The 24187-nt window shown below is 46.4% G+C and carries 19 protein-coding genes; 8 read left to right on the top strand and 11 right to left on the bottom strand.

What is annotated here, in order from left to right; all coding sequences use genetic code 11:
* Positions 1-145 precede the first annotated feature (145 nt).
* Both VNM22_07205 and VNM22_07200 read left to right on the top strand, forming a co-directional pair.
* Complete coding sequence (locus VNM22_07205) at positions 146-2380, top strand: bifunctional (p)ppGpp synthetase/guanosine-3',5'-bis(diphosphate) 3'-pyrophosphohydrolase (GenBank protein HWP46935.1); 2235 nt, start codon at positions 146-148, stop codon at positions 2378-2380.
* 5 nt (positions 2381-2385) lie between these two features.
* Positions 2386-3888 (top strand): SH3 domain-containing protein, encoded by a 1503-nt coding sequence (locus VNM22_07200; protein HWP46934.1) that lies wholly within the window; start codon positions 2386-2388, stop codon positions 3886-3888.
* Between the two features lie 86 nt (positions 3889-3974).
* Here the strand turns inward: VNM22_07200 and VNM22_07195 are convergent, their stop codons facing one another.
* The 3 genes from VNM22_07195 to VNM22_07185 form a co-directional block, all read right to left on the bottom strand.
* The gene (locus VNM22_07195) at positions 3975-4715 is read right to left on the bottom strand and encodes an RraA family protein (protein HWP46933.1); all 741 of its coding nucleotides are present in this window, start codon (positions 4713-4715) and stop codon (positions 3975-3977) included.
* Positions 4716-4733: 18 nt separating this feature from the next.
* Complete coding sequence (locus VNM22_07190) at positions 4734-5387, bottom strand: LON peptidase substrate-binding domain-containing protein (GenBank protein ID HWP46932.1); 654 nt, start codon at positions 5385-5387, stop codon at positions 4734-4736.
* Positions 5388-5593: 206 nt separating this feature from the next.
* Entirely contained in the window at positions 5594-7186 is a 1593-nt protein-coding gene (locus VNM22_07185; protein HWP46931.1) for a D-aminoacylase, read from the bottom strand.
* Between the two features lie 717 nt (positions 7187-7903).
* On the opposite strand from VNM22_07185, the gene VNM22_07180 reads away from it, so the two are divergent.
* A complete protein-coding gene (locus tag VNM22_07180) occupies positions 7904-8233 on the top strand; it encodes a C4-type zinc ribbon domain-containing protein (protein HWP46930.1) in 330 nt (109 codons plus the stop codon).
* Between the two features lie 76 nt (positions 8234-8309).
* Here the strand turns inward: VNM22_07180 and VNM22_07175 are convergent, their stop codons facing one another.
* Both VNM22_07175 and VNM22_07170 read right to left on the bottom strand, forming a co-directional pair.
* On the bottom strand, positions 8310-9371 hold the full coding sequence (locus VNM22_07175) for an Ldh family oxidoreductase (GenBank protein HWP46929.1): 1062 nt from the start codon (positions 9369-9371) through the stop codon (positions 8310-8312).
* Positions 9372-9522: 151 nt separating this feature from the next.
* Complete coding sequence (locus VNM22_07170; GenBank protein HWP46928.1) at positions 9523-10575, bottom strand: TIGR01212 family radical SAM protein; 1053 nt, start codon at positions 10573-10575, stop codon at positions 9523-9525.
* 204 nt (positions 10576-10779) lie between these two features.
* Between VNM22_07170 and VNM22_07165 the strand changes: the two genes are divergently transcribed.
* The 4 genes from VNM22_07165 (at position 10780) to VNM22_07150 (ending at position 13917) form a co-directional block, all read left to right on the top strand.
* A complete protein-coding gene (locus tag VNM22_07165) occupies positions 10780-11142 on the top strand; it encodes a YraN family protein (GenBank protein HWP46927.1) in 363 nt (120 codons plus the stop codon).
* Positions 11143-11253: 111 nt separating this feature from the next.
* Positions 11254-12942 carry a thiamine pyrophosphate-binding protein gene (locus VNM22_07160; protein HWP46926.1) on the top strand — a complete coding sequence of 563 codons (1689 nt, stop codon included), beginning with the start codon at positions 11254-11256 and terminating at the stop codon, positions 12940-12942.
* A 95-nt stretch (positions 12943-13037) separates the two neighbouring features.
* Positions 13038-13430, top strand: coding sequence for a hypothetical protein (locus tag VNM22_07155; GenBank protein HWP46925.1), 393 nt, complete (start codon positions 13038-13040; stop codon positions 13428-13430).
* 157 nt (positions 13431-13587) lie between these two features.
* Positions 13588-13917 carry a YnfA family protein gene (locus VNM22_07150; GenBank protein ID HWP46924.1) on the top strand — a complete coding sequence of 110 codons (330 nt, stop codon included), beginning with the start codon at positions 13588-13590 and terminating at the stop codon, positions 13915-13917.
* 194 nt (positions 13918-14111) lie between these two features.
* Here the strand turns inward: VNM22_07150 and VNM22_07145 are convergent, their stop codons facing one another.
* The 6 genes from VNM22_07145 to fusA form a co-directional block, all read right to left on the bottom strand.
* Entirely contained in the window at positions 14112-15473 is a 1362-nt protein-coding gene (locus VNM22_07145; protein ID HWP46923.1) for a DEAD/DEAH box helicase family protein, read from the bottom strand.
* Between the two features lie 6 nt (positions 15474-15479).
* Positions 15480-15722, bottom strand: a complete 243-nt coding sequence (locus VNM22_07140) for a hypothetical protein (GenBank protein ID HWP46922.1) — start codon at positions 15720-15722, stop codon at positions 15480-15482.
* Between the two features lie 6 nt (positions 15723-15728).
* Complete coding sequence (locus VNM22_07135) at positions 15729-18563, bottom strand: molybdopterin-dependent oxidoreductase (GenBank protein HWP46921.1); 2835 nt, start codon at positions 18561-18563, stop codon at positions 15729-15731.
* Entirely contained in the window at positions 18560-18727 is a 168-nt protein-coding gene (locus tag VNM22_07130; GenBank protein HWP46920.1) for a hypothetical protein, read from the bottom strand. Before VNM22_07130 ends, VNM22_07135 begins: the two co-directional genes overlap by 4 nt.
* A gap of 17 nt (positions 18728-18744) precedes the next feature.
* Positions 18745-20679, bottom strand: a complete 1935-nt coding sequence (gene nrfD, locus VNM22_07125) for an NrfD/PsrC family molybdoenzyme membrane anchor subunit (protein HWP46919.1) — start codon at positions 20677-20679, stop codon at positions 18745-18747.
* A 130-nt stretch (positions 20680-20809) separates the two neighbouring features.
* Positions 20810-22894, bottom strand: coding sequence for an elongation factor G (gene fusA, locus VNM22_07120; GenBank protein ID HWP46918.1), 2085 nt, complete (start codon positions 22892-22894; stop codon positions 20810-20812).
* Between the two features lie 158 nt (positions 22895-23052).
* Here fusA and VNM22_07115 point away from each other — a divergent pair, with 158 nt between their 5' ends.
* A complete protein-coding gene (locus VNM22_07115; GenBank protein HWP46917.1) occupies positions 23053-24012 on the top strand; it encodes a sugar kinase in 960 nt (319 codons plus the stop codon).
* The last annotated feature ends 175 nt before the right edge of the window (positions 24013-24187 follow it).

Here is a 24187-nt window from a genome sequence, read left to right as displayed (position 1 = left end):
AAGCTGGTAATTTATAATGAGGACTAACAACTGGATTTTTGCAAAATGGAACCTTAAAGTAAGATAAAGAAGTACTATACAAAACTGCAAAAGTCTTGTAACAAAAACCATTATACATTCCCTTACCGATCATTTATCATTTCCTATGCGTCGTATTACGGATATTATCGAGCTTGTCCAATCTTACTATCCCCAGGCAGATACCCGCATGCTGGATACGGCCTATGTCTTTGCTGCAAAGGTCCATAAAGGACAGGTTCGTTTATCCGGTGAACCTTATCTCTCGCATCCCTTAGAAGTGGCCTACATCTTAGCCGAAATGAAAATGGATATCCCCTCGGTAGTGGCCGGACTGCTTCATGATGTCGTCGAGGATACCGATACCACCATTCAGCAGATCGAAGATATCTTCGGTCCGGAAATAGCCTTGCTGGTCGATGGGGTAACTAAATTTAGTAAGATTCAGTTTACCAGTCGGGAGGAATATCAGGCCGAGAACCTTCGCAAAATGATGCTGGCCATGACCAAGGATATCCGGGTCATCATCATCAAGCTGGCGGATCGACTTCATAACATGAGGACTCTGGGATATGCCCCGGAAGCCAGTCAAATTCGGATTGCCCAGGAAACTTTGGATATCTATGCTCCCCTGGCGAATCGACTGGGGTTAGGCCGGATCAAGATGGAATTAGAGGATCTTTGCCTCAAATATCTTCAACCGGAAGTTTATAATAATCTGGAACGGCAGATTCAAGAAAAACGACAGTATCGTTATGATACCATCGAAAAGTGTAAACAAATCATCGAAGGAAAACTGGCCAGGGTGGGAATTAAAGCCCAAATAACGGGACGGCCTAAACATCTGTACAGTATCTACAAAAAGATGACCCGATTAAAGGTCGGTTTCGATGAGATCCTGGATATTGTTGGTTTGAGGATCATCACTGAAACGGTGAGTGATTGTTATAGTATTTTAGGTATCGTTCACTCCATCTGGCGGCCCATTCCGGGTAGTTTTGACGATTACATTGCTCTTCCTAAACCCAACGGTTATCAATCCCTACATACGGCCGTTATAGGACCTCAAGGTAAACCGGTTGAGTTTCAGATTCGGACCTGGGAGATGAACCGAACGGCTGAAGAGGGAATCGCCGCTCACTGGCGTTATAAAGAAGGAAAAAAACCCGACGAAGAGTACGATAAGAAAGTTGCTGAATTACGGCAGCGCTTAACCCAGCAGCTTCAAGAATCTCTAACCGAGTCCAGCGATTCCAGGGAATTCATAGAAACCCTTAAAATAGACCTCTTTCCAGATGAGGTTTATGTTTTTACTCCCAAGGGAGAAGTTAAAGAACTTCCCAAGGGGTCTACGCCGGTAGACTTTGCCTATGCGATTCACTCCGAGGTGGGCCACCAGTGTGTGGGTGCAAAGGTCAACGGTCGGATCGTCCCTTTAAGATATGAACTTCAAACCGGAGATACAGTGGAGATCTTAACCCAAAAGAATCACTTCCCCAGTGCAGACTGGTTATCCTTTGTTAAAACCTCCAGGGCAAAAAATCGGATCAAGCAATGGTTGCGTTTAAAACAAAAAGAAGAAAGCATCGTCATAGGTCGGGAACTGCTGGTTAAAGAACTTCAGAAGGCCGGATATAAAATCTCTCGGGTTGATAAGCTGGAAAAGCTGAAGGATGTCGCAATAGAATTAGGGTTTCATACCGAGGAGGATCTTATTGCTAGCATCGGGTTTGGTAAAACCACGGCGCATCAGGTAGTCCAAAAGCTTTTCCCGGAAGAAGAACTCAAGAAAAAGCAAGAAGAAGATAAAGCAGTCAGCAAAGTTGAAAAACCTCTGAAAACCCCTTCTTCCGATAAACCCAAGATTGAGGCTGCAAAGGAAGACCGGGCCATCAAAGTCAAAGGGGTTGGAAATATTTTAACCCGATTTGCTCAGTGTTGTAATCCCCTTCCAGGAGACCAGATCATCGGCTATATTACCCGAGGACGAGGAATTACCATTCATACCATGGAGTGTCCCAATGCTCAGGCTATTCAACTTGATTTGGAGCGAAAAATCGATGTGGAGTGGGATCTGGAGGAAACAGAAATCACCTATCCAACTCAAATCTATATCACCTCTCGAGATAAACCCGGTTTACTGGCCGAGATCACCACTGCCATTGCTAAAACAAATACTAATATTATAAGCGTGAAAAGTGAAACCATCGAGGATATCAAACAGGCCAACTTTCAATTTGTTCTTAGCATTAAAAATCGTCAGCATTTAGATCGGGTTATCCGAAGTATCTACCAGGTTAAGGAGGTCGTAACCGTCAGTAAAAATCCCATTGAAGGTTTGATGGCAGAGCAGAAAGGATAAAGCCTATGCCCTCTGAAAATAAAGTCTTTATCCGGTTTAGAATTCCTTCCCTGGAAGAAGTCTTAAAACAGGAGGGTTATGGAGCTGGCGCCGTAAAAAAGCTTCTTCTATCGGCCGAACAGAAATACGGAGATCTAAAAAAACTCACTCCAGGACATTATACAATCCCCATTTTGGCCTCCGATGGTTCTATGTTGAGTTCCATCGATGTAGAAATTCCAGGACCCGAAAAAATCCTTCCGACTCTGGGATATACCGGCTCTGTTTTACAAACCATTTTGGAAATCCTTGCAAAACAACCGATTCGATTTGAAGTCGGAGACTATACCCTCACCCTTACCTTAGAAGATATGCCGGATACCCAGATTCAATCTCTCTATGTAAAAGCCAGGGTCGTGAATTTCCGTTCGACGCCAAGGACCGGCCCGGATAATATCTTAGGAATCTTATTCTACGGAACCCAGGTTACCTCTTTAGGTGAACGGGAAGGAATCTGGTATAAAACAAGGCTTACCGATCATCAGGAAGGTTGGATCTCTGGGCTGGTATTATCCCAAACGGAGGTTCCCGCCGACCTTTACGTAACCAAAGAAAGCGTGGAGCTCTGGTCGGATCTTGTCGATAGGTCCCTCATTTCCGTCTTACCTTACGGGACCCATGTTAGATTTACCACGGTTAAAGGGCCTTGGTATCAGGTACAACTTGATGATGACCGTAAGGGATGGATCCTGGGATTCGGTTTATCACCGGACCCCCCCATACTTCTACCGGATACAGACGCCATGGCTGTTATGACAAGAAAGATCTTTAATATCACCGGAGCCTTTGAGGGAGGGGATGGATTTTCTAATTTAGCCGGAAATTTTGACGGTCAGGGCCTCTCTTTTGGTTTTCTCCAGTGGAATTTCGGTAAAAGAAGTCTACAACCTCTCTTGAAGAGCATGTTTACCAAAAACCCCGGGAAATTTAGAGGGATTTTTAAGGATGGAACCGATCTCCTTTTAGCCGTTCTCAACTCCAACAACCTGAGTGCCCAAGTCCAGTTTGCCAGGTCCCTGAATGACTCCAAAAGTCGAATCCTGGAACCGTGGCGCAGCCGCTTTAAGGCCCTGGGAAAAGAACCCGAATTTCAAGATGTCCAGATCGAGTTCGCCAAAACCCTCCTCAACAAAGCCAAAAGTTTTTTTAAGGAATACAACCTTAAAACCGAGCGGGGATTATCTTTAATGTTTGATATTGTGGTTCAGAATGGAAGTATCGCTGAAGAAACCAAATTTCAGATTCTGGAAGCCCGTAAAAAAAAAGAGGCTTCCCTACAAAGAGAACTCATCGAACGGGAGTTCCTGGAAATCATTGCCCATAAACGAGCCGAAGCTGCAAATCCCAGGTGGGTTGAGGATGTTCGATCTCGCAAGTTGACCATTGCAAGGGGAGAAGGGGAGGTCCATGGAAAACTTTATAATCTGGAACAGGAGTTCGGATTAGGGGATCAGATTATTTTTGTGTAGTTAAAGTAAACTAAAGTGAAAAGACCCTCCAGGTATTTTAGGCGCTTAAAAACTTCGGCCCCTCTTAAGCAAGCCGTAGGAGGCTTTTATAAAACCTTATATTTTCTCCAGGCTTCTCCCAGTAACATGCCTCGTTGGAGTTCTTCCCGTACGAGGTTTTCTTTTTCCACCTTCTCAAAAGCCCGGGTGATCACTTCCTTTTCAACGGCCCTTGGAATTACAACGATTCCATCTGGATCGGCAAAGAGAATATCCCCTGGGTGAATGGTGGCATCTCCGGACTCCACAGGGCAATTGTAAGCGATGGCGACGCTTCGGCCCATAGAATCTAAGGGACTTACCCCGATGGCAAAGACCGGGAAACGCATTTCCCGAATTACGCGAACGTCCCGGCAAAGACCATCGATAATCACACCCCGTGCACCTCGGGCTCGGGTAGCTGTTGAAAATAATTCCCCCCAGAGGGCAGCCCGGGTAGATCCGTTGGCGCAGACCAGAGCAATTTGTCCTTCTTTTAAGCTATCCATGGCTTCAATCATCAGTTTATAGGGTTCTGGATAGATTTCAAAAACATCTGCCATCAAAATCGGCATGGCTCTTCCGGTGAGAACGATTCCGTCATAAAGGGGACGAATTTGACGGCTCAATGTGTGTTGCCGAATTCCCAGTCCATCTAAAATATCAGAAATAACCGAGGAGTAAAGTTTTTCCGTCATTTTATTGAACATCTCTGTGTCGTTTTTGAATTGCATGGTCAATACCAGAGGACAGGGAATAGCAGGTAGGGGAAAGGAAACAGTTTTTCTTGCTGTTTCCCTGTCTTCCACCTGCGACTCCCCTGTCTTTCAGTTCCAAATTGCCAGATCCCGCATCAAAAATCGAATCAACTTGCGAATTTGCTCTTCTCCGGAAAAGGTTTCCAGAAGGATTTGTTTTTCATGAACATCCAAAGCCAGGATGGATACAACGAAATAAGCAATATCTTGTGGGTCTACCAGGAGATCTAAAGAGGAAAGGATACGATCGGCCTGCTTATACCGGAAAGAAATGACTTGTTTAAACATTTTAACCAGTTGTTGGGTAAGATTCGTCAAGTCTTCTGAGGGCTCAAACCGATCCCTTATGCCTTCAATTCTGGCTACCCGATACGGCTCATCTGCCTCCAAATACTCCAAAATTCTAATTTTACTCACCCCTCGAACCAGGATATTCATGTTTCCATTGGGGAGTTTCGTGGATTTAATAATTTGCCCCATTCCCCCTACTTCATAAGGGGTAGGATCTCCCTCCTCTTTTTCCCAATCCTTTCTGAGTAGAATAATCCCGAGAAGCCTGTTACCCCTTAGACAATCATGAATCATTTTCTTGTATCTGGGTTCAAAGATATAGAGGGGCAAAAGCATGTTGGGAAATAAAACCACATTGGGAAGAGGAAACATGGGAAGACTTTCCGGTAGTTGGGATGAATCAGTAAATTTAGAGTTTTCAAAATCTTCCATTTAAAATGGCCTCTTTTCCCTTCCCTACCTTCGATTAGCTCTGGGCAGGCTCCTAGAACCTGGGCATTTATCCATCCGGTATCTGAAGAAGGACCAAGGCTTAATCCCTTAGGTCTATCTCAAATGGGATCTTATTTCCGGGAGCCGCCCTTCATACTCCAGAACTTCACAAATCGTCCGCAAGGGACTCCTGGATGCAAGTTCCACTATACGGAGCCTTTTCGAAAGGCACGACCCGGTAGAACCTCTCGCTGCTCCCCTTCATCTACCACCAAAGTTCCATTCACAATCACATATTCAATACCCCGTGGATATTGAGTAGGATCTTCATAAGTTGCCCGATCTATAACCGTTTCCGGATTAAAAACAGTAATATTAGCCCGCATTCCTTCCTCTATCAACCCTTCATGTTTTAACCCCAGGCGTTTAGCGGGCAGGTAAGTCATTTTACGAATCGCTTCCTCCAAGGTTAAAACTTCCTTCTCCCGGCAGTATCTCCCCAGGATTCGAGGATAGGTACCATAAGCTCTTGGGTGGGGTCTTCCCCCTAACAGTCCATCTGTTCCGACCATTTGATAAGGAAGTTTCATGATCGTTGTAATGTCTTCTTCATGGATACTAAAGACAACCATCGAAACTCCCAGATTCTCTTCGACCAGGAGGTCAAAAATAAAATCATAGGGATCTTTCTCAAGCATACGGGCTGCGGTGATAAGATTTTTTCCTATCAGATTTTTATTTTTTTCAGACGGGACGTCGGTGATAAAGATGTTTTCAAATCCTACTGCCTGGATAAAATTATCCCAAGGAAAAGGACCTTTCTGATCGATACTCGCCCGAATCTCTGCCCGGGACTTTGGATCTTTAAGTCGTTCAATGGCTTTCTGAACTCCTCCCTCATAAACCCAGGGGGGTAAAACAGCTCCCAGAGTTGTACTTCCGGCTGTATAAGGGTATTGATCGCAGGTAATATCCATTCCCTTATCGATATGGGCGTTGATCAACTGAAGGACCTCCCCAAGCTTGGGTCGGTTGGCTGAACCGGCTACCTTCATATGGGAGAAGTGAATGGGAACCTGGGTGGCTATCCCAACTTCCAGGATTTCTTTAACGGCCTCCACAATAAAATCGAATTCACTTCGGAGGTGAACAACGAATATCCCTTCGTGTCGGGCTACTACTTCACAGAGCTTGATTAATTCCGGAGTCTTGGCATAACAGCAAGGGGGATAAATGAGCCCCGTAGACATACCAAAAGCTCCCTGCTGGAGAGACTCCTCCAGCAGTCGGGTCATGGTGGTCAGTTCCTGATCGGTCGGTTCTCGATTTTCCATGCCCATCACTTCGGCCCTTAAATTACCATGGGGTACCAGCATCGCCACATTTACGGCGGTTCTCCGGTTTAATCGGTTCAAATAATCGTCAATACTTCGCCATGTCCATTCCACCTCCCCATCGCCGAGAATCCCCGCAAGCTGAGTTTTCCATTGGGGAATGGTCTTCTCGCTCACAGGGGCTACCGAGATTCCATCCTGCCCAAGAAGTTCTGTGGTGATTCCTTGTCTAATTTTTGGTGAGGCAGAAGGCTTTTTAAGGAGCATGAGCTCCGAATGGCTGTGCATATCCAGGAATCCTGGACAAATAACCAATCCCGTACAATTAATGCGTTGATACGCTTCTACTTCAAACAGATCTCCAATTTCGACAATTTCATTGCTGTCAATCCCTACATCGGCCGCATATCGACTACGCCCGGAGCCATCTATAATAGTTCCTTTCTCCAAAATAAGGTCTAACATAACTTGCTCTCCCCCATCCCTCCATCGACTCAACCGCTATCGACGCAACGGAAAGTTATTAAGCTGCTTTTAGTGATTTCCTTATTTGAATTTTTTAATAACTTTTGTATTTATTCCATAATAAATTTGCTCAAAAGTCAATAGTTTTTTCTAAGACCTTTGCCGGCTTAAAACTATGTCAAAAAGACATAACTCCCCGTTTACCCTGAAATTTCTTTCCCAAACTTTGTCAAAATGACACGATCTTCTGGAAATCCCCCAAGGGATATGTCAGTATGACATATCCCTTCCGAAAAGAAAAAAATATCCACTCTGGAATCGCTAATTGCAGTCCTACCCTGTCAGATTTGCTTTTCAGGCTTTGAATCTTATACCAATCTGAAACAAAAATCCTGGTATTAACCTTGCTATACTTAAGAATTGCAGCCAGACGTGAGATATAAAAAGTGCTACGGAGAGGTCCTAAGTAGCCTGAGGAGATTGAAGGAAAGGAGATCTAAAAAGAATCATTACCTCCCTTCAGATTAGAAAGAGGATCTATTGAGGAGGAGGAATTTTTATTCGGATTATTTTCAAACGCAATATGCCGGGGAAGGGTGAAAGGCGGCGAGGGTGGGAAAAGCTAGAAAGCAGATAAAAGCCGGCTGCGCGATAAAATTTGAGAAAGTGAAATCCAAGATTTATTAGATTTTAAATAATCATAAGGAGAAACAAGCCATGCATCAATTAGCTTTATTATCTGAATTGAATCGAATCGACGAGCAAATTGGATCTTTGCAGGAGAATCCTTCGAGGAATGGGGAAACGCCTAAGCTTTTATCTGAACTCATGAGAAATCGGGAAGATATTGTAGGCCAAATCGATGAGAAGTTCCGAAGAGCTTTTGAAAGGCTTCAAACCCGCTATAAAGGAAGTGTTCTCTCTAAGGTCGTCGATAATTCATGTTCTTCCTGTAACATAGGAATATCCAGTCTTTCTCTCAATGCGCTTAAAAATCGAGGAGAACTCACTTTCTGCGAATACTGTGGACGTATTCTCGTTTACTGAAAATAATAACGACTTTAGTCGTTCCGGGAGGTCTGTACAGGTAACGACTAAAGTCGTTACAATTGACCTGTGTAAATTACTTAGAAATAAAAGATTTGAGGCCCAATTCCTTGGCTAACCTTTTAATCTGGTTCCAGGTTTCATCTTCTACAAAAATTCCTTCTTTGAGTCGTTTTTTTTCTTCCTTATATTCCGGTTCTCCGGGTACCAGAATTTCATCAACTCCCGGCATACACGGAGAAGTTTTGATGTATCGGATCAGGTCCAGGACTTGACGTTTAAATTCTTCAACCGGGATAAAGGCGGCCACATCGATGGCAATGATGACGGTTCCGTTACTGATCCGGGATGCTTTTTCATTACTATAACCGTTCCTGGCCAGAATTCCGGTAAGAATTTCTATCATAAAGGCTAATCCATAACCTTTATGTCCTGCCGTAAGTCCTCCCAGGGGTAAAATGGCGGCACGAGGGGGATTTGCGTAGAGAGCCTCCGGATCATTGATAGGATTTCCATCAATCCCAATAAGCCAGCCATCCGGTGTCTTCTGTTTACGATTTCTTTTAACGCGTACCTTTCCTTCTGCAACCACACTGGTTGCCATATCCAAAATAAGGGGAGCCTCTCCGGCCGTTGGAACGGCGATAGAAATAGGGTTGGTGGCCAATCTTTTGGCCGTTCCTCCAAAAGGAGCTACGCTTTGACCCGCGCCTCCTGCATTTACCATAATGATCCCAATCATGTTTTGCTGGGCGGCCATATGGGGATAATCCCCAAGTCTTCCAATATGGTTGGAGTTGTAAACATTTACAATACTAATTTTCTGAGTGCGGGCCTTCTCAATGGCAATCTCCGTAGCTCTTTTAGCTATGACCTGACCAAATCCCCAGTTTCCGTCAATAAGAGCGGTAGAAGGGGTTTCCTGAACTATTTTAATGGGTGCTCCGGGAACCAGATGACCGGCTTTGATCTCCCCAACATACTGGGGAACCCGAATTACCCCATGGGAGTCATGACCGGCCAGATTGGCTCTAACCAGAAAATCGGCTACTAAATCAGCTTCTGCTTTAGGAGCTCCGGCGGCTTGAAAAACATCGGAGCTCGCCTGTTTGAGTTCTTCAGGTTTAAAGATAGGCATTTCTTGAAATAGAAACAGGAGTAACGAAAATTTACAAGATTTTTCTGTTCTTTGTATCTTGCCGATCTTGTTAATCCTGTCTGAAGTTCCTCTGGATAATGATTAAAAATTCACCTTCTGGATTTTGCTTCTCTATCTCCCTAAACCCTAATCATAAACCCGGTTCCCTGTCAATGAATTTATCAGGGGAAGTAGCAGGATAAGGGGAGGGTGGAGGGACCCGTTGCAGATCAATCGAAAAGCCGTATTTTGCTCCCTGGTACGTCTGACGACGTTCCAGTTCCTGATTGATATGGGCAAGGACCTTGGCTTTGTCAAGGGCCCAATCGGGGGCTATATGAATATCCCGGGGGCCTTCGCCGGTTAGGCGATGAATAAGCATTTGCGGCGGAAGATACTCTAAAAACTCACAAACAAGATCCACATACTCCTCTAACTCCAGGACCCGTAGCTCACCTCGTGCGTATTGTTTGGCCATGGCCGTTCCTTTGAGGATGTGAAGGAGGTGAATCTTGATGCCATCGAGACCCAGGGCTGCAATAATTTTGGCCGTTTCCATCATCTCCTCCCGGTTCTCTCCGGGAAGTCCCAAAATAACATGGGTACAGATCCGAATGCCTTTACGTTTCTTGGTTCTCAATACAGCATCGATAAAGTGCGAAAGACCGTGGGCCCGGTTAATGAGTTTTAAGGTTTTAAAATGGGCCGATTGAATCCCATACTCTACCCAGAAGTACAGTCGTTCAGCATATTTCTCCAGGACATCCAGAACCGGCTCTGGAACACAATCCGGTCGGGTACCCACGGAAAGCCCTACCACATCTTCATGATCGATGACCTGGCTGTAAATCTTATCTAGAACCTCGGGCGGTGCGTAAGTATTGGTAAAGGCCTGGAAATAAGCAATGAATTTTTGAGCTTTGTACCTGCGCCGCATGGCTTCCATTCCCTGTCGAAGTTGTTCACGGATAGCTACGGCTGCATCATAAGCTCGAGGCCCAGAACCACGTTCATCGCAAAAAGTACAACCGCCATAGGTCAATAATCCATCCCGGTTCGGACAGGTAAATCCGGCATCCAGGGTCACCCGATAAACCTTCTCCCCAAACAGTTCCTTCAGATGATCACTGAAAGCCCGATATCTTTTCTTCCCTCCGAAAAAGGGAATCTCCGCTTGTTCCGGTTTTTGAATCCTGTTTTCCATATCTATAAAATACTAAGAATACTTAAACAACATGTCAAGAAGAACCCTTACGATTCTATTTGACAAAAACCCCGAAGGTATACTACAAGATGAAAAGATTATCGTAATGAACATCAAGAATTTCTAAAAGCTATCAACCGGTCGCCCCACCGGGGCTAACCTTCTTATCCTGGCGCTAGAGGGTGAAGGGAGCAGGAATAAAACATGGATAACCCAAAAAGTTTGGGAAAAATAGGAGAAGGGATGGCCCTCCAATATCTTGAAGGGTTGGGGTATCAGATTCGAGCCATCAATTTCCGATGTAAACTCGGAGAGATCGATATCATTGCAGAGGACCGAAAGGTCATTGTCTTTATAGAGGTAAGAACACGAAAATCCGAAGCTTTGGGTCCAGCTTACAATTCGGTGACCTATCCTAAACAGCAGCAAGTTAAAAAGGTAGCTTTATACTATATCAGTCAGAATAACCTGGTAAATACCCAGTTTCGATTCGATGTGATCGGGATTTACCTGCCCGATTCAAAAAGCAAGAAGCCTCGCATAGACCATATTCAAAACGCTTTTTAACAGTTTAGCTACCCGGGCATTCTAAGAAACAGGGGAGTAGGAAAGGGTAATTTTTTCATTAGGCCCTGTGTGTATTAGAATGCCTGAGTGGCTAGATGATCCTTTTTCAAGATGAGTGAGATCCATGGTGGTGTTTTAGTGGCCAAAACCCTCAAGAAAGAAGGGGTTCGATATCTTTTTACCTTAAATGGTGGGCACATTGGTCCTATTCTGGATGCCTGTATCGACGAAGGGGTCAGAGTGATCGATACCCGGCACGAAGAGGCCGCCATCCATATGGCCCATGGCTGGTCCTGGGCTACAGGTGAAATAGGTTTTGCAACGGTTACGGCGGGTCCGGGGGTTACCAATGCAGCGACCGGGATAGCCAATGCCTGGTCTTCGGGTAATCCGGTTGTTCTCTTGGCAGGGCGCCCGCCCCTGAAGCAATTCGGGATGGGAGGGTTCCATGAAATGGATCAAGTAGCTTTCATGAGGCCCATTACCAAGTGGTCTGAATCGATCCTGGAGACAGAACGTATTCCTGAATTTATAACCCGGGCGATTCGCATTGCCGTTACCGGAAGACCTGGTCCGGTTTTTCTAGATATCCCGGCAGACATCTTACGAAATCGGGTCAAACCGGGAAACGTCTGGTTTCCTGCCCACTACAGGCCGGAAGCGAGGGTTCAAGGAGACCCCTCAGCCATAGAAAAAGCCGTAAAACTTTTATTCGAAGCTCAACAACCGCTTCTGGTGGCAGGCCAGGGAGTCTGGAGGTCCCAGGCCACCCAGGAACTCCGGGATTTTGTGGAAGCACTCCGAATTCCCGTGTGGCTCACCCATAATGGGCGGGGTCTCATACCAGCAGGTCATCCGCTGTACTTTCCGGCAGCACGATCCTTCGCACTGAAAAATGCTGACGTTATTTTGGTAATCGGAGCCCGATTTAACTATGTTCTGGCTTACGGGCGTCCGCCCCGTTTTAATGAAAAAGCCAAAGTTATCCAGGTAGATATTGATCCTCAACAAATAGGCTATAACCGGGATATAGACGTAGGGATCGTGGGAGACGCTCGGGCAGTACTTAAACAACTCCTTCAAGCCCTGGAGGGAAAGTCGTTAACTTCCCGAGAGGCCTTTACCACCTGGATTGAAGCTCTTCGGGAAAAAGATCGGGTCGCTCGACAAAGTCTAGAAGCCACACTGAATAGTTCTGCAGTTCCTATTCATCCCCTTCGATTATGTAAAGAGATCCGAGATTTTGTGAGTCGAGACGCTACCCTTGTGGTAGATGGGGGAGATATCCTTTCCTTTGCCCGCATCAGTTTGGAAAGTTATGAACCCAGACACTGGCTGGATGCTGGAACATTTGGTTGTTTGGGTCAAGGGCTACCCTTTGCCCTGGCTGCTAAGCTGGCCCGACCCCATCAACAAGTCCTCCTTTTGGTTGGAGATGGTTCCTTTGGATTTCATGCCATGGAGATGGATACGGCAATACGACATAATCTTCCCATTGTTGTGGTAATCAGCAACAATGCCTCCTGGGCCATCGAAAAGTATAATCAGCAGGTAGAGTTTAAAAGGACCATTGCAACTGATTTACGATATTCTCGCTACGAAGAAATGGTCAAAGCGCTGGGAGGTTTCGGAATTTATGTGGAAAAACCGGAAGAGCTAAGACCTGCCTTAGAAAAAGCCTTTTCCTCCGGACTTCCCTCTTGTATCAACGTAAAAACCGATCCCCAGGCAGTCAGTCCTGATAGTCGGAGAGAAATAGGTACGGTTCCCACCGATCAAACCCTTCGCTATGAAAAATAAAAAATAGGAGGATGAGTATGAAAATTGCAGCTATCTTAGATAGTACGTAGTGGTAAAAACCTTTAAATCTTTATAACCTTGTAGGAGCCAAGTGGATGGGTATTAGTCATGTTAAGCTGACTCAAGTGAGAAATGAGGATATCCTGGTAGAATATATTGTCCAATCCTTCGACTTTAATCCCCTGGGAGAATGGGAACAAATTGGACGACTTCTTATCAATAAACAAGAGAAAACCTACGAATTTCTACCGTCTAAAATATGGACGGATTATAAAGCCATTCCACCCTCGATCTTCTACTTAGAAAAGGCTGAAAGAGATCTCCTTCTTCAAACTCAATACAAGGATTATGGATGGGAACTGGGAGCCCTTCGAATTCATCACTGGGCCACTTCATTTATAGATGAAAATTTCTTCCCCCTTCAGTTTCCACCTGTCTTTTCATTGGATTCCGAGATAGAAGAAAACAGGCGGGAGATCTCATCTTAGAACAGAAGGTAGCGTTGGAATACCCATTCGATCCAGACAGTGGGACGTGGGGACACGGGGAATCTTGTCTCCGCGTCCTCGTGTCTCCCGTGTCCCCGCGTCCCACTGTTGGGTATAAGTCAGCTTGGGGAGAAAGGGAGTTCTTTCAAAATGACCCATGCACATCATTAAATCTCTGCTATACTTTGTAATTGCGGGCTTGTGTGAAATAGGAGGGGGCTATCTGGTCTGGCTTTGGTTGCGAGAGGGTAAGAGTCCCTGGTTTGCGGGTATAGGGGCCTTGGTTTTATTTCTTTACGGTATCATCCCAACCTTGCAACCTGCAAACTTTGGTCGCGTGTATGCGGCTTATGGAGGTGTTTTTATTGTTCTTTCTATTCTTTGGGGATGGCGGGTGGATCGGATAGTTCCAGACAAGTTCGATATTATGGGAGGTTGCATAGCCCTCGTGGGGGTATTGGTAATGATGTATGGGCCGAGAGGGTGAAGACCCGATGTAAGATGTGGAATTTCCCCCTTGCATTTTTCGTAAGTTATTGATTTGGTTTATTCACGAAGAGTGTATAAAGTATAGGGGTGTAGAAGTGCGGGAGGATATACTTCCCTACCCCCATACTCCCATACTCCCATACCCCCACACCCCTATACCTCCACACCCCCACACTTCCACACCCCTATACTTTATTGATAGGCATCATGTTTACTCCGGCGTTGACTGATACGTTCTTCCACGGTTCCCTTCGTGACCACTTCGTAAAGGGTTGCATGTTTTCCTTCTCGGCGCCTTAAAATCCGACCCAGCCGCTGTACGTGTTCCCGAACACTTCCAGATCCAGAAAGGATGATGGCTACATTAGCTTCTGGCACATTAACTCCCTCGTTGAGTACTTTAGAAGTAACCAGAACGGAGTAATCTCCCCGGTTGAAAGCTTCCAGGATGGCTTTTCGCTCCTTCGTATCCGTTTGATGGGTAATGGCCGGGATAAGAAAAGTCTGACTGATGGTATAAACCGTTTCGTTATCTGCCGTGAAAATAATCACCCGATCCCTGGCGTGTTGTTTTAAAAGAGATTCCAGAGCCCTGAGCTTGGAAGAGGTCCCCATGGAAATTTTCCTGGAGGTTTGATAGGCCAGCATGGCGCGACGGCCCTCCGGAGTCCGAGAGCTGTGAATGATAAATTGTTTCCATCCTTCGATACTGGATAAGGACAAACCGTGTTCCCGAACGAAACTGTCAATTTCCTTTCGGGCCGTAGTGTACTCGACCTGTTCTTCTGAGGAAAGGTGTACCGTGATCTTTTTTACCTCGTAATCGGACAGATATGCTCCGGCCAGATCTTTAATTCCCTTTCTGTAAACGACCGGTCCTACCAGATCCTCCAGGAGGACATGCCGGCCGTCTGCCCGTTCCAGGGTTGCCGTCAGGGCCAATCGGTAGGGGGCTATACACATCTCTGCTGCATGGGCATACATGGGTCCAGGAAGGTGATGGCACTCGTCGAAGATGATAAGCCCCCAGCGGTGACCCATGCGTTCCATATGATTGGTGGCACTGTCATAGGTGGTAACTGTTAAAGAATTCAGTTCGTAGTATCCTCCTCCCAGAAGACCAACCTGATTACCTCCAAAAGCAGCACCCAGGAGATCGTACCATTGGTTCATTAAATCCAGGGTCGGTACTACGACTAAGGTACTTCGTTGCGTCAGTTCGATAGCCATTTGTGCCACATAACTCTTCCCGGCTCCCGTAGGAAGTTCAATAATACCTAAAAATTTGTTTGCCTTCCAGGCCTCGATAGCTTCTCGCTGAAAAGGATGGGGATCAAACTGGAGTCGACGGGTGAGTTGAAGTTTTTGATAGGCCGGGACCCAGTCTTCAAAAGATATTCGGTTTTTCTTAAAATATTCTACAACCCAACGGTACCGATAACCCTGGGTGCGGTATTTGTCAACGCGGTTATCGAAGATAAACTCTGGAGGAATAGGCAGAGAAGCCGGTACCTCCTTTAAAATCAGGGTACCTTTATCAAAGAGAAGTTTCATAAACCTTCATACGAATAAATCCCTAACCGGGATCCTCCATCCCGGCACTACCTTTCCACCCTCCAGTATATTTTGTTCAGTCAAATATATGACACGGCTATCGGAGTAATAAACAACTACGGTACGTTTGCGTGGATTGATTACAATAACCATCTGAATTCCGGAGCTGAGCCATTGAAAGACTTTTTCTTCAACATCTAACAGGATTGGTAAGGTTTTTTGTTTTCTAAATCCTGCTAATTCTGTCATTCCTATCTAAAACTTATACGCTTCGGGATCTGGCTTAACTGCTCGGGTCAGCCAGAGAGGTCTTCGCAGGCCATTGGGTCCTGGAGCCGGACGTGTCTGCTTGAGCCATTCCTGGTAAACCTGGAAGGCTTTTTGAGTATCTACAAAGATATCTCCGTAGCGGTCGTCAGGTCCGGCTTTTTCTACTTTAACCTTCTGATGCCAGCAGTGTTGTCCACTGACAGGATCAGGATGAACGGGAAAGGTCAGGTTTTGATGGACTCCGGCATCGTTCCACCAGATCCGTTCAGAGTCTGGATCATCACTTTTAAAGGGGCGAATTCCCTCCAATTGCCGCATACGCCACTTTCCACCGGGTTCGCTTTCCAAGCTAACCAGGGCTGTAGACCAGCGCTCGCCTCCCAGATCGGGCTTCAATCGCCATCGTCCCAGGTGATGGGAACAGGCAATCACTCCGGGGCGAATGCCTTCGGTGATCCAGACTTTATTAACGAAATATCCAATCTCGGTAATCACTTTAATCAGGTCACCTGTTTTTACCCCTAACCGTTGTGCATCTTCAGGATGAATCCAAACAGGGTTGGTATGGGAGATTTCGTAAAGGGATTTGGCATTGCCCGATCGGGTATGGATCAAAGTCGGTAATCGAAAGGTAGGGATTAGAACGTATTCCCCTTTACTGGGGTCTATGTGGCTCCAGTGTACATGGCTTCTAATATAACCGGGGATCGCATATTCCGGCCATTTCCACTGTTTTAGGGTTTTGGAATAAAACTCCAATTTTCGGGAAGGTGTGGGAAAGCCTACGTAGGCTTTCCCATCAATTTCAACTCCGATAGGTTGTCCGGCTCGGGTGATAACTCCGGTTTTAGTATCTATGGAAACCACCCCTAATTCCCGGGGTTTCAATTCCTTTTCATGGGCTTTATAGACCTTATCTTCAACGAGGAACGTGCCGTACTTCCGCATATATTCCAGGGGCGTAAGTCCTTCGGTTCGGGCTTTTTCCGGTAAACCGGGTACGCTATTTTCAAAAATCCAGCGGTAGTATTCTTCCACGGTTACTTTTTGCCCGGGTCGATAGGGAGATTCAAAGTAGGGCCGGATTCCCAGACTTCCGTCCGGGTCTATACGCCAGGAAAGCTCGATCCAGAACTCGTCTTCTTCCCATACCTCACCTGGGTTGGCCTGATAGGTATATTCTATTCTTTGGCCCAGTTTTTCCCGGGCGACTCGAAGAACAGGCTGCCGAAAACTGATCCATTTAGCTGCATGGGTCTCCTGGCTTTGGATATCGTGTCGCTCTGCCCCAACTCCCATGGGAAGTATATAGTCTGCAAACCAAGCCGTTTCATTCCAAACGGGAGTTAAAGCAGCATGGAGTTCGATCTTACTCTCATCGCACAGAACCTCTATCCAGCTAAATCCATCGGGATTGGTCCAGACTGGATTGTAGACCCGGGTAAAGTAAACACTTAACTTCCCACGCCCTTCCTTTAAAAAGTGGGGAAGCAGGAAGCTCAACTCATGATGGGCCAGGGGATATTCTTTGGGCCAGAGAAGCTCGTTCCAGATTTTCTGGGGTGGAGGTTTGATAAAGGGTGTTGGGACAAATTTATCCCACGTGTTAGGGGAGGTTCCTCCTGGGGTTCCCACGCTTCCGGTTAAAACGTTGAGGAATTCTAAAGCCCTGGCAACCTGCCAGCCACCCAGATTGCCTGCTGCCGCATTGCGCCATATATGGGTAGAGAAAGCCGATCCGGCTTTTCCTATCTCTCGGGCGACCTGGACGATCAATTGAGCAGAAACCTTGCTTTCTTGTTCGGCAAACTCAGGGGTGTAAACAGCATAAATTTCTTTGAGCTTATTCAAGAAATTCTCGAAGGTTACCTCTTTGTTTGTAGTCCGAGAGGTGGGAGGATGGGAGGGTGAAGAGGTAGGAGATGCTCTCCGACTCCCATACTCCTGTACTTCCATACTGTCATTCTCCAGGTCCAGCATATATTCCTGCCAATTTGTCCAACGACGTAAAAATTCCCGGTCATAAAGTTCTTCTTGTAAAAGGATGTTAGCCATGGCCAGCAGGATGACTGCTTCCGTTCCGGGCCAGGGAGCCAGCCAATAGTCGGCCATGGAAGCCGTATTGGAAAGGCGGGTATCGATGACGGCCAGTTTGGCTCCTCGCATTTTTCCCTCGATGATCCGTTGGGCATGGGGGTTGAAATAGTGGCCTGTTTCCAGATGGGAACTGAGGAGCAGGATAAATTTGGCATGGGCGTGGTCGGGAGACGGTCGATCCATGCCATGCCAGAGGGCATAGCCGGTCCGGGCACTGGCCGAACAAACATTGGTATGGCTGTTATGCCCATCTATTCCCCAGGCTTGCAAAATACGATCCATATACCCATCATGGCCTGGACGCCCCACATGGTACATGATTTCATGGCGACGACCTTCCTGAAGAGCCCTTCGAATTCGCGTGGCAAAAACCTCTAAAACCTCATGCCAGGTTGTCCGCTCCCACTTTCCTTCTCCACGCTTACCCACCCGTTTAAGGGGATAGAGAATTCTTTCAGGATCACGGATTTGATCGATGGTAGCCGGTCCCTTGGCACAGGTTCGACCCCGGCTGGCAGGATGGAGAGGATTCCCTTCCAATTTGGTGATCTGCAGGGTTTCTTTATCGACATAAGCTAAAAGACCACACGCCGCTTCACAATTAAAACAAGCCGTTGGAATAAGCATGTAATTCTTTTGAACTTTCTTTGGCCACCGGGTAGCATCATACTCTATCCAATTATCCCACTTCTCCGGCGGTGGTGCATTCCATAATTGATTCATAAAACAGGTATGGGGATATGGAAGTATGGGCGTATGGGGGTGTGGGCGCAGGGAAGTATGGTATGGATGTATGGAAGTGTGAGGGGGAATTTACTCCCATACTCCCATACGCCCATACTTCCATATCCCCATACTCCCATACTCCCATACCCCCACACCCCCATACGCCCATACTCCTATACTAACTCAAAGGTATCGATTGACCTGCCATAACGCGAACGTGCTCAAAGGCCAGAAGTCCCCCTAAACTCAACAGGGGTGCAAGAAAGTTGGCCGGGGAGGTAAATATAGAGATGTTTCCTGAAAGGAGTAAAACAAGGGGTATAAAACCCAGGAGAGTCAAAACTATCCAATATATCCCTTTATAAGGTTTTAAAGAAAGTTGACGGGGGGTTCTCGTCCATTCTGATAAGGCACCCAAGATTCCAAAGATAGAGAGAAGCAAGCCAAGCAAGGTCCAGGCTTCTGTAGGTGCTAAAAGGAGGGATAGAGGCAACATATGTCCCATAAAGAGGACCCCTCCCCAGAAAAGAAATTTATAAGGGCCTTTTATAATGAGGCGAACCACCCTCTGGATATCCCGGTTGGGGTGGGGCATCAACAATTCACCTGCCAGGATTATAAAAGCGTTTAGCAGCAGACTTCCTATCAGAAGGGTGTTCAAAGTTTGAACGGTCAATCCCAAAACCCTCGGAGAGTCCATAGAAAAGGTTGAAAGGATCACGGACAGTAACAGGAGCGTTGCAGCTCCTGCTAACATGGCCTGGATCAGGAGGTGGACCGGCATCAAAGGACTTTGCCAGAAATCTCTCCCTTCTGCCTGACCGAATAAAAATCCGGTATAAATAGCACTGAAAGCCGCGAAGATGATCCCGGGCCAGAAAAGCGTCGCTCTAAGTCCCGTCCAGGGGAATTGTCGGGTTTCTTCTCCCCCCATCAGAGTTGCCAAAAACCAGAGGGACAGAATGAGTCCGTAAATAACCAGGATATAGGCACCTCGGGTCAGCCAGGACCGCCATTGGGGTTTCGTAAGAACGAAGAAGAATCGCTCAGGTCGTTTTAAGTCTGCAATGAGAAGGACTGTAGTGAAGGCCAAAAAAATAAGGGCCAGCAAGGGTCCTCCCCATTTAAACAGAGTACTTTCGGATAAAGCCGATCCTTCCATCCGCCCGTACAGGTAGGGAAGGAACGCCGATAAAAGGAAGGTACCTGACGCAATGGATTTAGTCCAGATGTAAAGGGAAATTTTTCCACCCCAGGGTTTAGGATGGTTCACATCGTAAACGGTCCGGGCCGTTAACGGGGTCTTATAATCCAACCCGTCGGATTTCCAACTTAATTCTGAACTCACCCCATCTTCTCCTAATAACTTAGCCAGAAACTTTTTTCGGGCCAGATCCGATTCTTCCACGGCAGGTGCCCTTTGCCCTTGTCCCTCAGAAAGTCCCTGCAGTTCCTTATCTTCGGGTTTCCGGATCCCAGAAGGTCTTGAATTCTCCAGGTCCTTTTTATCAGGTATCTCTGCCCACAGGTAAGTATTGGAGATCGGAGCTGTACCTGGAGTAAGGAGGGTACTATCGGCATTGAGGTAGTAAAGTTTAGGATAGGTTCCCTGTTCCGGCTTCCTTACCTGCACGACTTCTCGGGCTATAATTTGAGAGACTTTGCTGGTGGGGTCATCTAAATCTCCTGAAATTATGGCTTCTTCCGGGCAAACGATTTCACAGGCCGGTTTAAGGTTAACTTCTACACGATGGGCACAGAAATGACATTTTGCCGCTGTTTGGGTTTCCGGATCCAGATAAAGCGCGTCATAGGGGCAGGCTTGCATGCAGGATTTGCAGCCAATACAACGCTCCTGATTAAAATCGACGATCCCATCCGATCTTTTGAAAAGGGCGGCGGTAGGGCAGATAAAAACGCAAGGAGGATTATCACAGTGATTACAGCGAAGAACCGCAAAATGTCTGCGGGTGTTCGGAAATTCTCCTTTTTCGATATACTTTACCCAGGTCCGATTCACTCCTAAAGGAACCCGATTTTCTTCTTTGCAGGCAACTGTACAGGCATGACAACCGATACATTTACGATGATCTATGACAAAACCGTATCGCATTAAAAAAGAAGTATGGGAGTATGGGAGTATGGGGGTGTGGGGGTGTGGAAGTATATATCTTCATACTTCCACACTCCCACACTTCCACACCCCCACACCCCCATACTCCCATACTCCCCAGTCCTACACGCTATTCCTCACCCTTCTCTCGTTTCGCTTCTTCGATGATTTTCGCCTGGAGGTGACTGGGGACTTCCTCGTAATGGGAGAACTCCATGGTGTAGTCTCCACGTCCACCAGTGATGGAGCGTAAGGCGGGAGAGTATTTTAACATCTCAGCCAAGGGTACATGAGCCCGGATTCGTTGGATTCCACCTTGAGAATCCATGCCCAGAACGCGACCTCTTCGGCTGTTGAGGTCTCCGATGATATCCCCCATGTATTCTTCTGGAGCGGTTACTTCCACCAGCATGATAGGCTCCAGGAGGGTTGGATTGCATTTTTTCATGCCTTCCTTAAATCCAATGGAAGCTGCGATTTTAAAGGCCATTTCCGAAGAGTCCACTTCATGATAGGAACCGTCAAAAAGGGTAATTTTGATGTCCGTGACCGGATAACCTGCCAAGACCCCGGATTGGATAGCTTCCAGAAGCCCCTTTTCAACAGCCGGAATATATTGCTTGGGAACAACACCGCCGACGATTTCTTCGGCAAATTCGAACCCTTTTCCACGGGGTAGCGGTTCCAATCTTAACCAGGTATCTCCGTATTGTCCCCGACCTCCCGATTGCTTTTTATATTTACCCTGGACTTCGGTTTTCGATTTGATGGTTTCCTTATAAGGGACCTTGGGGGTTTTAAGATCTACTTCCACACCATAACGGTTTTTGAGCTTATCGATGGCAACCTCCACATGGAGTTGTCCCATCCCGGATACGAGAAGTTCCTTGGTTTGGGGATCCCGATGGTATCTCAGGGCCGGATCTTCCTGATTAATTCGGGCAAGGGCTGCACTGATTTTTTCCTCATCTCCTCTGGACTTAGGTTCAATGGCAAAGGAAATAACCGGTTGTGGAAACTCAATGGGCGGATATACAATAGGGTTCTTTTCATCACATAACGTATCTCCGGTCAGCGTATGAACCAGTTTGAGAACCGCCACCAGGTCTCCAGCGATTGCCGATTCTACAGGTTTTTGCTTCTTTCCTTGCAACCAAACAATGGCCCCAACCCGCTCCCGTTCTCGTTTAGAAGAATTATATACCTGAGAGTCTACCTGGAGTTTACCGGAACACATTTTAAGCAGGGAAATACGTCCTGCAAAAGGATCTACAATTGTTTTAAAAACCAGAGCCGAAAATGGCTCGTTGGGATCTACCTGTCGAACAATTTTTTCTTCGGTTCCCGGTTTAACCCCTACCATGGGAGGTCTCTCTGAAGGCGAAGGTAACCACTTAATAATAGCCTCTAAGAGAGGTTGAACTCCTATATTGTTGGTTGCAGAACCACAAAAGACCGGGACGATTTGTCTGGCCAAGATAGCTTTACGTAACCCGGTTGTAAGTTCCTCTTCTGAGAGTTCTCCACTCTCCAGGTACTTCTCCAGGAGCCCGTCATCCAGTTCGGCAACTTTCTCCATGAGCTCACCCCGGTATTTTTCAACCTGATTCTTTAAATCGGGCGGAATCTCCTCTACTTTATAACTTCCAGATAAATCCTTCTGATAAACCAGGGCTTTGTTCCGGATGAGATCTATGACCCCTCTAAAAGCTTCTTCTTCACCTAAAGGAACTTGTACCGGCAGGATATCCTTTGAAAGCAGATCCCTCATGCTGGTTAAAGTTCTTTCGAAACTGGCCCGTTCCCGATCCAGCCTGTTTATAAACGCTAACCTGGGAAGGTCATATTCGTTGATAAACCCCCAGACTTTTTCGGTCATGACCTCTACCCCGGCTACTGCATTGACCACGACAACAGCACTATCCACGGCTCTTAAAGAGGCCCGGGTGTCTGCAATAAAAGTTCCAAATCCTGGGGTATCTAAAATATTGATCTTATGTTTATTCCATTCACAATAGGCAAGGGCCGAACTAATACTGACCTGACGCTTTTTCTCGTCCTCGTCATAATCGGTCGTTGTCGTCCCCTCTTCTACTTTCCCTAATCGGTCAATCGCCTTGGCATCAAATAGCATTGCTTCTGTCAGAGAGGTCTTCCCAGAATGCCCATGACCGACCAATCCGACATTTCGGATATTTGCAGCTTCATAGCTCATTGAGTTATCCTCCTTCTTCCTTCTTCTTCTGGAGAAGTAAATTTCTTGTTAAGTTTTATCTCCCTTTTTTATTGTTTCTAACATTACTCTCCAAGACCGTCAAGATTTTTTTCTTAATACTTGACAAAGCTCAAAATAGGATAGATATACTATTGGCTATGAAATTATACAACTTTATTTCTTTTGGCGAAACCATGATCCGACTCTCTACCCATCCAGGGCAGAGATTAGAGCAGTGCACCTCGCTAAATGTGTATGTGGGGGGTTCTGAATCCAATGTAGCAGTAGCCCTGGCCCGCCTGGGGTGGAAGGTGCTCTGGCTTTCTAAGCTGGTCGATAATCCTTGGGGACGAAGGATTGCCCATGAGCTTCGGTTTCATGGAGTGGATGTGTCTCAGGTCCGCTGGACTTCCCAGGGAAGAGTAGGGGTCTTTTATTTGGAAGTCAGTGAAGAACCCAGACCTTCCCAAATTATCTATGATCGAAATCATTCGGCCATTGCCCTGATGAGTCCCGATGAAATCGATTATAACCTTCTGACCCAGGGTGAGCTCCTTCACCTCTCGGGTATTACCCCGGCCCTCAGTGAGAATTGTTATATCATTACGTCTCGAATGATGGACTTTGCCAGAGACGCCGGGATCAAAACTTCCTTTGATCTTAACTACCGTTCCCGATTATGGTCACCCGAAGCAGCCGAAAGGGTCTTATCCGGCTTTTGTGCCAGGGCCCAAATCCTCTTTATAACTTATAACGATGTCCGAACCGTTTTCAAGCTTGCAGGCTCCTATGAAGAAATCCTGGAACGTCTTATGGAGCGATTTAAATGCGAGGTCATTGCCATGACCGTAGGGGCAGAAGGAGCAGTAGCCCTCCAGGAAGGAAAATTCTTTCGGGGAGAACCTTTCAAAGCAAAACCCATCGAACGGTTGGGAGGTGGAGATGCTTTCAATGCCGGGTTCTTGTATGGATATTCCCGGGGTGGGGTCCCAGAAGCTTTGAGGTATGGGAATGCTTTGGCTGCCTTAAAATACTCCATTCCAGGCGATATGGCGTTTATCACCAGGGAAGAATTAGAACAGGTTCTGGCAGGAGGGAGTAGCAGTATTCAAAGATAAATTTTTGTGTAAATTTTTAATTTTGTACTTGACTTAAAAAGAAAAACAGGATACCCCTTACTCGGGCGACAATTATTGAACCTTAGAGGCATACACAAAAATACAGATAAGGATTTGAATAGACAACAGGTAAAGGAAGAAAATGATGGGTTCTTGTAGGAAAACGGGTTATCGG

It is taken from the genome of Candidatus Limnocylindrales bacterium, assembly GCA_035559535.1.
GTDB lineage: Bacteria > Moduliflexota > Moduliflexia > Moduliflexales > JAUQPW01 > JAUQPW01.
Note: the sequence above shows the minus strand (reverse complement) of the source record. Positions and strands in the feature narration are given on the sequence as shown.

Coding starts and splice junctions, on each gene's coding strand:
- VNM22_07205 (HWP46935.1), top strand. CDS start 146: ATGCGTCGTATTACGGATATTATCGAGCTTGTCCAATCTTACTATCCC.
- VNM22_07200 (HWP46934.1), top strand. CDS start 2,386: ATGCCCTCTGAAAATAAAGTCTTTATCCGGTTTAGAATTCCTTCCCTG.
- VNM22_07190 (HWP46932.1), bottom strand. CDS start 5,387: ATGGAAGATTTTGAAAACTCTAAATTTACTGATTCATCCCAACTACCG.
- VNM22_07185 (HWP46931.1), bottom strand. CDS start 7,186: ATGTTAGACCTTATTTTGGAGAAAGGAACTATTATAGATGGCTCCGGG.
- VNM22_07180 (HWP46930.1), top strand. CDS start 7,904: ATGCATCAATTAGCTTTATTATCTGAATTGAATCGAATCGACGAGCAA.
- VNM22_07175 (HWP46929.1), bottom strand. CDS start 9,371: ATGCCTATCTTTAAACCTGAAGAACTCAAACAGGCGAGCTCCGATGTT.
- VNM22_07170 (HWP46928.1), bottom strand. CDS start 10,575: ATGGAAAACAGGATTCAAAAACCGGAACAAGCGGAGATTCCCTTTTTC.
- VNM22_07165 (HWP46927.1), top strand. CDS start 10,780: ATGGATAACCCAAAAAGTTTGGGAAAAATAGGAGAAGGGATGGCCCTC.
- VNM22_07160 (HWP46926.1), top strand. CDS start 11,254: ATGAGTGAGATCCATGGTGGTGTTTTAGTGGCCAAAACCCTCAAGAAA.
- VNM22_07155 (HWP46925.1), top strand. CDS start 13,038: ATGGGTATTAGTCATGTTAAGCTGACTCAAGTGAGAAATGAGGATATC.
- VNM22_07150 (HWP46924.1), top strand. CDS start 13,588: ATGCACATCATTAAATCTCTGCTATACTTTGTAATTGCGGGCTTGTGT.
- VNM22_07145 (HWP46923.1), bottom strand. CDS start 15,473: ATGAAACTTCTCTTTGATAAAGGTACCCTGATTTTAAAGGAGGTACCG.
- VNM22_07140 (HWP46922.1), bottom strand. CDS start 15,722: ATGACAGAATTAGCAGGATTTAGAAAACAAAAAACCTTACCAATCCTG.
- VNM22_07135 (HWP46921.1), bottom strand. CDS start 18,563: ATGAATCAATTATGGAATGCACCACCGCCGGAGAAGTGGGATAATTGG.
- VNM22_07130 (HWP46920.1), bottom strand. CDS start 18,727: ATGGGGGTGTGGGGGTATGGGAGTATGGGAGTATGGGGATATGGAAGT.
- nrfD (HWP46919.1), bottom strand. CDS start 20,679: ATGCGATACGGTTTTGTCATAGATCATCGTAAATGTATCGGTTGTCAT.
- fusA (HWP46918.1), bottom strand. CDS start 22,894: ATGAGCTATGAAGCTGCAAATATCCGAAATGTCGGATTGGTCGGTCAT.
- VNM22_07115 (HWP46917.1), top strand. CDS start 23,053: ATGAAATTATACAACTTTATTTCTTTTGGCGAAACCATGATCCGACTC.